Here is a 13,355-nt window from a genome sequence, read left to right on the forward strand (position 1 = left end):
TTCATCACCTTAAAACAAACCTCACTTTTTATGAAGTCTATTTTCACTTTTGCAACACTATTTCTTTCAGGATTTTTAATTGCACAAACAGTAACAAGTTCAGATATCACGCAACAATCTTTAGAGAAAAAGTCTCAAATGATGAACTCTTCTTTGGTAAAAAATGTTGAGTTTACCAATATTGGACCAACCGTAATGAGCGGTCGTGTGGTAGATATGGATGTAAATCCAAACAATACAACCGAATTTTATGTAGGCTATGCTTCTGGTGGATTGTGGTATACAAACAATAACGGTACAACACTTACACCTGTTTTAGACAATGCTTCAACCCAAAACATTGGTGATATTGCAGTAGATTGGAAAACTGGAACCATTTGGGTAGGTACAGGAGAAAATAATTCTTCGCGCTCTAGTTATGCTGGAATTGGAATTTTAAAATCTACAGATAAAGGCGAAACTTGGCAAAATGTTGGGTTACCAGATTCTCATCATATTGGTAGAATTTTGATCAACCCAAATAATGCTGATGAAGTTATTGTAGGCGCTATTGGTCATTTATATTCTTCAAATGAAGAAAGGGGGATTTTTAAAACTACAGATGGCGGAAAAACATGGACAAAAACATTATTTATTAATGAAGACACCGGAATTATAGATGTTGATGTTGCTCCAGAAAATTTCAATATTATGTATGCTGCTTCTTGGGAAAGAGAACGCAAAGCATGGAATTTTGTTGGAAATGGAAAAAATTCTGCTATTTACAAAAGTACCGATGCTGGTACTTCTTGGACAAAAATTGCTGATAAAAGCGGTTTCCCTATAGGAGATGGAGTTGGAAGAATCGGATTAGCAGTTTTTAATGCAGAAACTGTTTATGCTTTGCATGACAGTCAATATAGAAGAGAATCGAAAAAGAAAACGACTGCTTACAATTTAACAAAAGAACAATTCGAGAATTTATCGTCTGCAGATGTTCTAGCTCTTAGAAATAAAACTTTAGACAACTATTTAAAAGAGTATGGTTTTAGAGAAAAATTTAGAGCTGAAAATGCAAAACAATTGTTAAGACCAGGTGGTTTAAAACCGAAAGAACTAATGGCTTTTTTAGACGATGAAATGGCAATCGCTTTTGAAGAACCTGTAATTGGTGCCGAAGTTTTTAAAACAACTAATGGAGGAACTTCTTGGAAAAAAACACACACTGAATATTTAGACGGAGTCAACAGTTCTTATGGATATTATTTTGGAGAAATTAGAGTGAATTTACAAGATGAAAACAGCATTTATGTTTTAGGGATTGGAATTATAAAATCTAAAGATGGCGGAAAAACATTTTCTTCCATCAGTAGAGAAAATGTACATGCAGATCATCAAGCATTGTGGGTAAACCCTAAAAAACCAGGTCATTTAGTAGAAGGAAATGATGGTGGTTTAAATATTTCTTATGATGATGGAGAAAGCTGGATAAAATTAAACAATGCTGCCGTTGGGCAATTTTATTCTGTAAATGTAGATAATGAAAAAAACTATAATGTGTATGGCGGTTTGCAAGACAACGGTGTTTGGTTTGGACCACATAATGCAAAAATTGATAAAGCATGGCATAAATCTGGGCAAAACCCTTTTAAGTCGATTATGGGTGGAGACGGAATGCATGTTCAGATAGACAACAGAAACCATAATATTGTATATACAGGCTATCAATTTGGTAATTATTACCGTATTAATTTAGAAACTGAAGAAAATATATACATTCAACCAAAACCAGAAAAAGACGCAAAACCTTACAGATTTAACTGGCAAACTCCAATTCATTTATCTAAACACAACCAAGATATTTTATATTTAGGAGGAAATAAATTACACAGATCTTTAAACCAAGGAGATACTTGGGAAACAATTTCTGACGATTTAACAAACGGCGGAAAAGAAGGAAATGTTGCCTATGGAACTTTAACCTCAATTTCTGAAAGCCCGTTCCAATTTGGATTAATTTACACTGGTTCAGACGATGGTTTACTGCATGTTTCTAAAAACGGAGGAGGAAGTTGGACTAAAATTTCTGAGAATCTTCCAAAAGATTTATGGGTTTCTAGAGTGATTGCTTCTAAGTTTAAGAAAGAGCGTGTGTATGCAACTTTAAACGGATATCGTTTTGATGATTTCACTCCGTACGTGTATATGTCTGATGATTACGGACAAACCTGGAAAAACATTGGAAACACAATTCCAACTGCTGCTGTAAACGTTATAAAAGAAGATTCTGAAAATGAAAACATAGTGTATTTAGGTACAGATAATGGATTGTATATTTCTTTTAACAACGGAACTTCTTGGGAAGCTTTCAGTAAGAATTTACCAAATGTTGCCGTACATGACTTAGTGATTCAGCCAACTGTAAAAGATTTAATTGTAGCAACACACGGACGTAGTTTATATAAAACGAATATTACTGCAATCCAAAAAATGAATGACAGTGTTTTAGTAAAATCTATTGCACTTTTCGATGTAAATAATATCAAAAAAAGTAAAAGATGGGGAAGCTCTAGAAGTCAATGGAGAAAAGTAAGTACTCCAGAAGTTAAAATTCCTTTTTATGTAAATGCTGATAAAAAAATAACGCTTGATATTTATGCTGATAAAATAAAAGTAAACTCAATTTCTGTAGATGCAGACAAAGGTTATAATGAAACTGTTTATGATGCTTCTTTTTCTAAAAAAGGATTGAAAGACTTTAAGAAAGCTAATAAAAAATCTGAAATTGGAAAAGGAAATAACGATGTATATTATTTACCTAAAGGAAAATATACCGTTAAAATTGGTGAGGAAAAAACAAGTTTTGAAGTAGAGTAATTTACTTACGTTTTTAACGAGTGCCGTCAAAAATAAGAACATTCAAAATTATTTTTTTGTGTTTTTGAAAAGCTATGAATCGAAAATATAAGTTCCACAATAAACCTGCTTTATATTTTGTATGTTTTGCGCGCTGAGATTCATTAAAAATGAGTGTTAACAGTAATAAGAATACAAAACTGGTACTCGTTGCAAACGAGTACTAGCTTGTACAAGCTATCATGTTAGATTTCTTAATCGCTAGCGCTCGTTTTTAACGAGTTCCGACAACAATAAGAACATTCAAAATTATTTTTTTGTATTTTTGAAAAGCTATGAGTCGAAAATATAAGTTCCACAATAAATCTGCTTTATATTTTGTAAGTTTTGCTACTGTATATTGGATAGAAGTCTTTACAAGACAAGTATATTTTGATGTATTAGCAAAAAGCATCGATTTTTGTAGAGTGAAAAAAGGTATGGAACTGTATGCGTATTGTTTTATGCCAAGTCATGTCCATTTATTATTTAGATCTTCTAATGAACAACCCATGGAGCTCCTAAGAGACTTTAAAAAACATACTGCAAAAAAAATAATTGAAGCTATAAAGAACAATCCACAGGAAAGTAGAAAAGAGTTGTTACTTTGGTTATTTGAAAAAGCGGGGAAAGAGAAAGCGAATGTAACTAAATATCAATTTTGGCAACATCACAATAAACCAATAGAGTTGTGGAGCGAAAAAGTAATCAAGCAAAAAATAGATTATATTCACAACAATCCTATTGAGCTTGGTTTTGTAACAAACTCAATCGATTGGAAATATTCTAGTGCAAGAAATTTTCAAGATGATCATACCGTTTTAGAAATAGATGAAACTGGCTTTTTAGGTTAAAAAACTGAAGGTAATAAACTAAAAATAGAAAAGCCTTGTGGGTACTCGTTACAAACGAGCACTAGCTTGTACGAGTACTACTAATCGCTAGCGCTCGTTTTTAACGAGTGCCGGCAACAATGAGAAATTCTAATTTGATACTTATTTAAAACGAGTTATAACTTGTAATTTTTACATTTAAAAAAGTGGCAGAACTACAAAAACTTCAGATCAATTTCAGCACCTTTAACCAAAATAGAAACATGATTAAAAAACACATTTTGCCCATTAAATTCAGCTTCAATTAACCAATAAGAACCTTTAAAATAAGAATTTAAAACAATTGCTTTTACTTCTGAATTTTCTACTACTTTTATTTGATGTGGATATACTAAAACTGTTTTATTGTTGATGGTAATTTCGTTGACATCATCAAACAAGGCGGCTACGTATTTTTCAGCTGGGTTGTTGTAAATCTCTTTCGGAGCATTATTTGCTATAATTTTATTGTCTTTAATAATGATGAGTTTGTCTGCAAAGGAAAGTGCATCATTTTTATCGTGTGTTGCAATAATACAAGCAATATTTTTTTCTTTTAAATAACTGAATAAATTTCTACGTAAAGAGTTCTTTTTGAAATTATCTATTTGTCCGAATGGTTCATCTAACAACAATAACTGAGGTTCTTTTGCCAAAGCTCTTGCAATAGCAACACGTTGTTTTTGTCCGCCACTTAAATTTTTAACCATTGTATTCTCAAAAGCCTTCATTTGAATGACTTCTAATAATTCTTGGGTACGCAATTCACTTTCTTCTGGATAAAATCTCGACAAGAATTTTTTGATATTTTCCGATACAGAAATATATGGCATTAAATCAAAATCTTGGGCTACGTATTTAAAGTTTTCGAAACCGGGAACAAGATGCTTTTTTGGGCCAAAAATCTGTTCGTCTTTCCAAAATACTTTCCCTTTATTTAAGTCTACTAATCCGTAAATAGCTTTTAAAAGTGTCGATTTACCACAGCCACTTTCTCCCATTACACAAAGGTGTTCTCCTTTTTGCAGGGTGAAATTAAAATCGTTTAATATTGATTTTTTTTTATGGTAAGAAAATGAAACGTTATCTACTTTTAGCATTTTACAAAAATAAGGATTATAAATAAATTCTAACATGGATTTTTGAAACCTTGTAGGAAAATTGAATTTTATGTTATCACTGTTATGAGACTTCTCAATACTTCGAAGTGACAATTGTAGTGGAATTTTGAGGGTTTTTATTCAGGCTGTCATTTCGACTTTTTTGGAGAAATCTCATGATGTTGTTCATTATTGAGTTATCAATGTTATGGGACTTCTCAATACTTCGAAGTGACAATTATTATGCGATTTTGTTGATTTTTATGTTTTTTTTACAACCAACTTTTGCGTTAGCGATTGAAACGACATCCTTTTTGCTTTTTCTGCAAAAAGATATAGTGTAAAGCGCGACCCTTATGGTAACGCCCAAAAAAAACCGACACTTTCGCATCGGTTTTAAGTTTTAATATATGGTTTTCATAAAGAGAATCATACCAAAAAGGTCTGCGACCTTACCAGATTCTTACTCTTTCTTCTGGTTTTAAATACATTTTATCACCTTCTTTAACATCGAACGCTTCATAGAAAGCATCTACGTTTTTAAGAGGCATATATGCTCTGTACATTCCAGGAGAGTGTGTGTTTGTCATGATTAAGTTTTTAAGAGCTTCATCACGCATTTTTGTTCTCCAGATGGTTCCCCAAGAAAGGAAAAAACGTTGTTCTGGTGTGTAACCATCAATATCTGCTGGTCTACCATTCTTTTGTAAGAAAACCTGTAAACCTTCGTAAGCAGCTTGTACACCACCTAAATCTCCAATATTTTCTCCTAAGGTATATTCACCGTTTAAATGCATAGAATCTATGGCAATAATATCTGAATATTGTTTGATTAATTGTCCGCCAATTTCTTTAAACTTTACAGAATCATCTTCTGTCCACCAGTTGTTCAAATTTCCGTCACCATCAAAACGAGCACCAGAATCATCGAAACTATGAGAAATTTCGTGACCGATTACAGCTCCAATTCCACCGTAATTTACAGCTTCGTCTGCTTTATAATTATAAAAAGGAGGTTGTAAAATTGCAGCAGGAAAAACGATTTCATTATTTACAGGATTAAAATACGCATTTACAGTTTGAGGAGACATACCCCATTCTGTTCTGTCTACTTCGCTACCTAATTTTGCCATTTCTTTGTTGTAGTTCCACTTGGTTACGTTAATAGCGTTCTCGAAATAAGAACCACCATCTTCTAAACCTTTAACTTGTAATTCTGTATAGTCTTTCCAAACATCTGGATAGGCTATTTTAACCGTTAATTTGTGTAATTTCTCTAAAGCTTTTTCTTTAGTAACTTCACTCATCCAAGGTAATTGTGCAATTCTTGCTTCGAAACCAAGCATTACATTATCAATCATTTCCTTCGCTTTTACTTTTGCTTCTGGTGGAAACATTTTTTCTACATACAATTTACCTAAAGCTTCACCGATTGCACCGTTTAAGCTACCTAAAGCACGCTCATCTCTTGCACGTTGTTTTTTAGCTCCACGCATTTCTTTAGAATAGAATTCCCAATTTGCAGTTTCTAAATCTGTTGATAAAGAACCTAGAGAGCTATTTATAGTATTCCAACGCAATAATAATTTAAGATCTGCTACAGACGCTTTTGTAAAAACATCGCTAAAAGCTTTAAAATATCCAGGATCTGTAACAATAACTGTTTCTAAATCTGTAACTCCAATACCATCTAAATGTGCTTGCCAATCTATTGAAGGAGACAATTTTTGTAATTCAGCAATCGTCATTGGATTGTAGATTTTACGAATATCTCTACTTTCTTCTTTAGACATCATTGGTGTTGCCAAACTAGTTTCTAAAGCAACAATTGCTGCTGCATTCTTTTTAGCTGTAGCTTCATCATCACCAAATTCTTGTAACATTTTTGCTACAAAAACTTCGTACTTTTCTAATTTGTCTTTCACTTTAGCATCAACATAGTAATCTCTAGATAAACCTAAAGAACCACCGCCCATATAACCTGCGTATTGGCTGCTGTTTTTTAAATCGTTATAAACGCCAAAACCGTAAAAACCTCCACCACCATAGGGTGCCATGTTTGTTAAATACGTTTCAATATCTTTCTTTGTTTTAATTTCATCTACTTTGGCTAAATAAGGCATTACAGGTGCTTTCCCTTGTGCATTTCTAGCAACAGTATCCATTATTGTTTGGTAATAGTTTACTGCTTTTTCTTGATCTGAATCAATTTCATTTCCTTTAGCATCTTTTATTTTAGGAAAATTACTTTCTTCAATTGCTTTGTTTAAAATAGTTAAAACATCTGCATCCGTCTTTTTACGAAGCTGGTTAAATCCACCCCAAGAGGTTTGATCATCTGGAATTTCGGTTTTATCTAACCAAGTTCCGTTTACGTGTCTAAAGAAATCATCTGTAGGTTTTACAGTTGTATCCATGTTTTCTAAAGCAATACCTGGTGCTTTTTCTTCTTTTGGGCTGTCTTGTTTACAAGCTACTAAACCTAAAGAGGCAATAGCCGAAACAAAAAAAACATTTTTAATTATCTTCATTATTATCTGATTTTTGTTGAGTTTAATTATTTGATTAGTAACAAAAATAGCATATTGTTACATATTTTAAGATTTATTTTTTACTGATTTAGATATTTATCGAAAAAAAGAAAGTTTAAAAACGCATAATATTTACTGTTTTTTATCAAAAAATCTATTTAACTAAATCGATATTCTTCTTGTAGCATTTTTAATTATAGTAGTTTTGTAGGGATAAAACTATTTATGAAGGATTATATAATTATAGGAGCAGGACAATCTGGACTTGCGATTGCGTATCATTTAGCCAAACAAAATGCTAATTTTTTAATTGTTGATGCAAATAAAGAAACTGGTGAACCTTGGTTAAAACGATGGGATTCTCTAAAATTATTTACGCCTTCGGAATTTAATAGTTTACCAGGAATGGAATTTCCTTATAAAAAAGGACATTATGCTAACAAATACGAAGTTGCCGATTATTTAAAAGCGTATGTTTTTAAGTTTAATATTCCCATTGAATTTAACCAACGTATAACTTCTTTAAAAAAAGAGAATGGTATTTTTACTTTAAAAAGTGAAGACAAAACTTTTGAAGCAAAAAATGTAATTATTGCAACCGGTCCGTTTCATAAACCATTTACACCGAGTTGTCATAAAAAAATATCAAAAGACATTTTTCAAATTCATAGTGAACATTATAAAAGTCCGGATCAATTAAAAGAAGGCGCAACTTTAGTTGTTGGTGCTGGAGATTCTGGCGTACAAATTTTAAATGAAATTTCTAAAGCTAAGAAAAAGGTTTACTTTTCTGGTAAAACAGATATTGTTTCGCTTCCTCAAGAACTTTTAGGAAAAACATTGTGGTGGTGGTTTAGTAAAGTAGGTTTTTTAACGGCGAATAAATATTCTTTTATCGGAAAAAAATTGAGCAATAACGGTCAGCCAGTTATTGGTACAGATGTAAAAACGTTGTTTAAAAAAGAAAATATTACTTGCGTTGGGAGAACGTTAGATGCCAATGAAGAAACCATCACTTTCGAGAAACAACAAGTTACCGATATTAAAAACATCGTTTGGGCAACCGGTTTTAAACCAAATTTTAATTGGATAGAAAACATCAAATTAGACGAAAATCAGTATCCTAAAAATTACAGAGGCGTAAGCGACATGGAAGGTTTGTATTTTATTGGTTTACCATGGTTATACACAAGAGGTTCTGCCACTTTAGGAGGCGTAAAAAAAGACGCAAAATACTTATGTAATTATATTGCTAAAAAACAAAAAGATAGCCATTAATAACAGCTATCTTTTTTATGTGAAATATATTAATTTTAGATTCCTTCCTTTACAGGGATTAGAAACACCTAATTTTAAAAGGCTTAATTCTTCTTATAAAAATTACGATTTAATTTTAGCAGATAACGGATTTGGCAATTGCTCAAAACCCATATTGAATAACGTAAAACCAAAAATATCTGCATATTGCTCAATGGTTTTTGCAACAGGTGTTCCTGCTCCATGACCTGCATTGGTTTCAATTCTTATTAATGTAGGATTATCTCCAGACTGTTTTGCTTGCAATTCTGCTGCAAATTTAAAACTATGTGCTGGCACTACTCTATCATCATGATCTCCGGTAGTTACTAAAGTTGCCGGATATTGCACACCTTCTTTTACATTATGTACTGGCGAATAGCCTTTTAAATACTCGAACATTTCTTTGTTATCATCTGCGGTTCCGTAATCATACGCCCATCCTGCTCCAGCAGTAAATGTATGGTAACGCAACATATCTAAAACACCAACTGCAGGCAAAGCAACCTTCATTAATTCGGGTCTTTGCGTCATGGTTGCTCCCACTAATAATCCGCCATTAGAACCACCACGAATTGCTAAAAACTCTGAAGAAGTATATTTTTCTGAAATTAAATATTCTGCAGCTGCTATAAAATCGTCAAAAACATTTTGTTTTTTTAATTGCGTTCCTGCATCGTGCCATTTTTTACCATATTCTCCTCCACCTCTTAAATTAGGCACTGCATATACACCACCTTGTTCCATCCAAACTGCGTTTGCAATACTAAAAGAAGGTGTTAAACTGACATTAAACCCACCGTAACCATATAAAATAGTTGGGTTTTTACCGTTTAACTCCACTCCTTTTTTATGAGTAATAATCATCGGGACTTTTGTTCCGTCTTTAGAGGTATAAAAAACTTGTTTACTTGTATATGCATCAGTATTAAAAGCGATTGAAGGTTTCCAATAAGATTCATATGTTCCGTCTTCTGGGTTGAATTTGTATGACGAACCTGGCGTACTATAATTGGTAAAAGAAAAATACAATTCTTTCGCTGCTGTTTTTCCTCCAAAACCGCCAGCAGTTCCAATTCCTGGTAATTTTACTTCTCTAATTAATTTTCCATCAAAACCGTATTGCAATACTTTAGAAACGGCATCTACCATATACGTTGCAAAGAAATAACCTGCACCAGAATTTAAACTCAATACATTTTCTGTTTCCGGAATAAAATCTTTCCAGTTTTCTGAAGTTGGGTTTGCAACATCAACAGTTACTACCTTTTTATTTGGCGCATTTAAGTTTGTTACCAAATACACTTTACTTCCAATATTTTCTATCGGATAGGTATCACTATCTGTATGCTCTAAAATAGTTACCAACGGACTATTTGGTTTAGAAAGGTCTTTAAAAAATAACTTATTTCCAGAGGTTGATACACTTGCAGAGATAAAAAGGTATTGATTGTCTTCAGAAACATTTCCACCAACATAACGGTGTTTTTCTGACGCCTTTTCACCAAAAACTACAACATCTTCTTTTTGTGATGTTCCTAATTGATGATAATACAATTTGTGTTGATCTGTTTTTGCAGACAACTCACTTCCCTCAGGTTTATCGTAACTAGAATAATAAAAACCTTCGTTTTTGTACCACGAGATTCCTGAGAATTTTACATCTACCAACGTATCTTCCTTTATGGTTTTAGAAACTGCATCCATAATGATAATTTTACGCCAATCAGAACCTCCTTCAGAAATTGCATAAGCAGCAATTGCCCCATCTTTAGTAAAACTTAACGAGCCTAAAGAAGTAGTTCCGTCATCAGAAAAATTATTTGGATCTAAGAAAATTTCTGGTTCAGAATCTCCTTTGGTTCTATAAATAACACTCTGATTTTGCAATCCGTTATTTTTAGAAAAATACGTGTAATCGCCTTCTATAAAAGGGGTTCCTACTTTTTCATAATTCCATAATTCAGACAAACGCTCTTTTAATTGTTCTCTGTACGGAATCTTATTTAAGTAATCGAAAGTAACCTCGTTTTCTGCCTTTACCCAAGCTTCGGTTTCTTTACTTCTATCATCTTCTAACCAACGATAATTGTCTACAACAGCGGTTCCAAAAAGTGAATCTATTACTGGTTTTTTAGTTGTTTCTGGGTATTTCAAATTGATGTTTTTTTGTTTGACTTCTTCGTTACAAGAAACAAATATTGCACTTGCAAATAAAATAGGAATGATTAATTTATTTTTCATGAGTTCAAAGAATTTGGTTTGTATCAAAATTAAGAATATTTAATATATTTATAGTTATTTAAGCATTTTTAACTTTTGAAGCTTCAATTTGTAATTTATCAAGTATAAAAACGACTACTTTTGTGAAAATAGATTACGTATTTCCGATATTGTCGGAAGCAAATTAAAAAATTATGACAGAAAACTTAACAAAAGAAACTTTCTTAGAAAAGGTTTTTAATTTTGAAGAAAGCCAAGAATGGAAATTTAAAGGAGACAAACCAGCATTAATCGATTTTTATGCAGATTGGTGTGGACCATGTAAAGCTATAGCACCTGTTTTAGAGGTTTTATCTGAAGAATACGAAGGTAAAATTGATATTTACAAAATAGACACAGAAGCTGAACAAGAATTATCTGCAGCATTCGGAATTAGAAGCATTCCTTCTATGTTATTTTGTCCTGCAGAAGGAGAACCACAAATGGCAAATGGCGCTTTACCAAAAGCAGAACTAGAACGCATTATTGCAGATGTTTTAAAAGTGACGAAATAAATTTGTCATTGCGAAGAATGAAGCAATCTTTTAAATAGAATTAAAATCTCGAAATTAAGTTTTCGAGATTTTTTTTATTTAAAATATTATACATAAGAATCTAATGTATAAGATAATTATGTATATTTGACTGTCATTGCGAGTTTACGAAGCAATCTGTTGCTTTAAACTATAAGATTGCTTCGTACCTCGCAATGACAGTTACACAAATAAACACTTACACGATTACACATCAAAAAATGGGAAATCAGAAATTATATAAAGGCTCTTTACAAACCATCATTTTAAAGTTGTTAGAAACGAATGATAAAATGTACGGTTATGAAATTACACAAAAAGTGAAAGAACTCACCAAAGGCGAATTAAAAATTACCGAAGGTGCTTTGTATCCTGCATTGCACAAATTAGAAGCCGATGGTTTGTTAGATGTTGAGGTTGCTAAAGTTGGTAACAGACTTCGAAAATATTACAAACTTACCGAAAGTGGCACTAAAGAAACCGCCAACAAATTGGATGAAATGCAAGAGTTTTTAAGAACGATGCAACAATTGGTGAATCCTAAATTAAGTTTGGAGTAAAAAATTTTAGCTATGGAATTAACAAAAGAACAAATTCAACACATTGATAACCATTTTAAAAAAATGGGGATTAAATATTGGGATTTAAGACTAGAAATGATAGATCATACTGTGTCTTATATAGAAAGTGAATTCAAATCTGATAATTTTGAAGAAGCTTTTAAAGGAGCTCTTAAAAAATTTAACTGGAGAGGAAGTTTATCTCATTTAAATAGAGAAGGCTGGCAAAATGTAAATAGAAAATACAGAAGCGAATATAATAAAGGATTTGTCAATTTTTTTAAAAGTTTTAAAAACCTTTCTCTCTTTATAATTAGTTTTTTAGGTCTTTACTTTATTTCTGAAAATATTTCTTTTAATGTTTTTAATAAATTATGTTATGGATTATTTATCCTTCCCTTAATTATAGTAATTAAAGAGTTTATTAGTCAATTGTTTAAAAAATATGGGAGATCTATTAACTTAGATTATGGTGTAACTTACATGACAATGAGTTTTCTGCTTTTAAATGCAGTTCCTATTTTTTTTAAAGATCAAGGTGAATTTATTCAAAAAATAGTTTGGTTTATTATTTTACCAGTTCATTTCGTTGCCTTTTATTCTGGATATAATTTATATAAGAAAACTATTGTTAAAGTTGAATTTATGAAAAAAGCATTGACTTCTTAAAAAAATAACGCTATGGAATTAACAACACAACAATTACAAAGAGTAGAACATTATTTAAATGTAAAAGACATTACGTATATAGATATAAGGACAGAAGTTTTTGACCATATTGTTTCTGATATTGAAACAAAAATTGAAACTGAAAAATTAGATTTCGAAACTGTTTTTTATAATGTAACTGATAAATGGAATATTCATTTAAAACAAACATCTAGTTGGCTATATGGAATTGCCTATTCTGCTCCGAAAATTGTAATGAAAAAAGTAAATAACAATTTTAGAAAATGGTTCTTAATTTCTAATTCATTAATGATTTTATTATCAATGGCTGAAAAGGAATTAAATCTTTCATTTTCAAAGAACACACAAGTATTCTTAACAAACTCTTTAGTTATTATAAATATAATTTCTTCCTTTATTTTAGTTTTTTTAATGACTAAAAACTCAAAAATTAAAGAAAAAACGAGTTATAGTTTTATATTAAAGACACAAAGTTTAGGTTTTTTCTTAGGTTTTGTTGCCATCTTTTTTTCGGGAATAATTGAAGGTGTTACGCCAATTTATAGCCTAACATTAACGTATATAGCGGTAACTTATATTTATTCTCATTTTCTTAAAAAACACAAAGAAGCTATCAAAAAATATAAAATTCTATAAC

General features: G+C 31.5%; 10 protein-coding genes. 7 read left to right on the plus strand and 3 right to left on the minus strand.

The genetic code is table 11. The annotated features are described in order from the left end of the window. Positions 1-30 precede the first annotated feature (30 nt). Together WHD08_RS10995 and WHD08_RS11000 are read left to right on the plus strand one after the other, a co-directional pair. Entirely contained in the window at positions 31-2,856 is a 2,826-nt protein-coding gene (locus WHD08_RS10995; RefSeq protein ID WP_208890804.1) for a WD40/YVTN/BNR-like repeat-containing protein, read from the plus strand. Positions 2,857-3,170: 314 nt separating this feature from the next. Continuing rightward, complete coding sequence (locus tag WHD08_RS11000; RefSeq protein WP_208890803.1) at positions 3,171-3,728, plus strand: REP-associated tyrosine transposase; 558 nt, start codon at positions 3,171-3,173, stop codon at positions 3,726-3,728. Positions 3,729-3,922: 194 nt separating this feature from the next. Here WHD08_RS11000 and WHD08_RS11005 read toward each other — a convergent pair whose 3' ends face one another. Next, the gene (locus tag WHD08_RS11005) at positions 3,923-4,846 is read right to left on the minus strand and encodes an ABC transporter ATP-binding protein (RefSeq protein ID WP_208891196.1); all 924 of its coding nucleotides are present in this window, start codon (positions 4,844-4,846) and stop codon (positions 3,923-3,925) included. A gap of 452 nt (positions 4,847-5,298) precedes the next feature. Continuing rightward, the gene (locus WHD08_RS11010; RefSeq protein WP_208890802.1) at positions 5,299-7,377 is read right to left on the minus strand and encodes a M13 family metallopeptidase; all 2,079 of its coding nucleotides are present in this window, start codon (positions 7,375-7,377) and stop codon (positions 5,299-5,301) included. A 225-nt stretch (positions 7,378-7,602) separates the two neighbouring features. On the opposite strand from WHD08_RS11010, the gene WHD08_RS11015 reads away from it, so the two are divergent. Continuing rightward, entirely contained in the window at positions 7,603-8,655 is a 1,053-nt protein-coding gene (locus tag WHD08_RS11015) for a flavin-containing monooxygenase (RefSeq protein ID WP_208890801.1), read from the plus strand. Between the two features lie 102 nt (positions 8,656-8,757). Here the strand turns inward: WHD08_RS11015 and WHD08_RS11020 are convergent, their stop codons facing one another. Further along, positions 8,758-10,917: a prolyl oligopeptidase family serine peptidase gene (locus WHD08_RS11020; protein WP_208890800.1), complete on the minus strand. Its 2,160-nt coding sequence runs from the start codon at positions 10,915-10,917 to the stop codon at positions 8,758-8,760. A 173-nt stretch (positions 10,918-11,090) separates the two neighbouring features. Between WHD08_RS11020 and trxA the strand changes: the two genes are divergently transcribed. From trxA to WHD08_RS11040, 4 genes are all read left to right on the plus strand, one after another. Then, complete coding sequence (gene trxA / locus WHD08_RS11025) at positions 11,091-11,450, plus strand: thioredoxin (protein ID WP_165731546.1); 360 nt, start codon at positions 11,091-11,093, stop codon at positions 11,448-11,450. A gap of 239 nt (positions 11,451-11,689) precedes the next feature. Continuing rightward, positions 11,690-12,028, plus strand: coding sequence for a PadR family transcriptional regulator (locus tag WHD08_RS11030; RefSeq protein ID WP_165731545.1), 339 nt, complete (start codon positions 11,690-11,692; stop codon positions 12,026-12,028). Between the two features lie 12 nt (positions 12,029-12,040). Beyond that, on the plus strand, positions 12,041-12,697 hold the full coding sequence (locus WHD08_RS11035) for a hypothetical protein (RefSeq protein ID WP_208890799.1): 657 nt from the start codon (positions 12,041-12,043) through the stop codon (positions 12,695-12,697). Positions 12,698-12,709: 12 nt separating this feature from the next. Next, positions 12,710-13,354 (plus strand): hypothetical protein, encoded by a 645-nt coding sequence (locus WHD08_RS11040; protein WP_208890798.1) that lies wholly within the window; start codon positions 12,710-12,712, stop codon positions 13,352-13,354. Position 13,355: the final 1 nt, after the last annotated feature.

The organism is Polaribacter sejongensis (assembly GCF_038024065.1).
In the GTDB taxonomy this organism is placed as follows: domain Bacteria; phylum Bacteroidota; class Bacteroidia; order Flavobacteriales; family Flavobacteriaceae; genus Polaribacter; species Polaribacter sejongensis.

Bases quoted from the DNA above. Each gene is read 5' to 3' on its own strand.
- WHD08_RS10995 (WP_208890804.1), top strand. From the start codon at position 31: ATGAAGTCTATTTTCACTTTTGCAACACTATTTCTTTCAGGATTTTTA.
- WHD08_RS11000 (WP_208890803.1), top strand. From the start codon at position 3,171: ATGAGTCGAAAATATAAGTTCCACAATAAATCTGCTTTATATTTTGTA.
- WHD08_RS11005 (WP_208891196.1), bottom strand. From the start codon at position 4,846: ATGCTAAAAGTAGATAACGTTTCATTTTCTTACCATAAAAAAAAATCA.
- WHD08_RS11010 (WP_208890802.1), bottom strand. From the start codon at position 7,377: ATGAAGATAATTAAAAATGTTTTTTTTGTTTCGGCTATTGCCTCTTTA.
- WHD08_RS11015 (WP_208890801.1), top strand. From the start codon at position 7,603: ATGAAGGATTATATAATTATAGGAGCAGGACAATCTGGACTTGCGATT.
- WHD08_RS11020 (WP_208890800.1), bottom strand. From the start codon at position 10,917: ATGAAAAATAAATTAATCATTCCTATTTTATTTGCAAGTGCAATATTT.
- trxA (WP_165731546.1), top strand. From the start codon at position 11,091: ATGACAGAAAACTTAACAAAAGAAACTTTCTTAGAAAAGGTTTTTAAT.
- WHD08_RS11030 (WP_165731545.1), top strand. From the start codon at position 11,690: ATGGGAAATCAGAAATTATATAAAGGCTCTTTACAAACCATCATTTTA.
- WHD08_RS11035 (WP_208890799.1), top strand. From the start codon at position 12,041: ATGGAATTAACAAAAGAACAAATTCAACACATTGATAACCATTTTAAA.
- WHD08_RS11040 (WP_208890798.1), top strand. From the start codon at position 12,710: ATGGAATTAACAACACAACAATTACAAAGAGTAGAACATTATTTAAAT.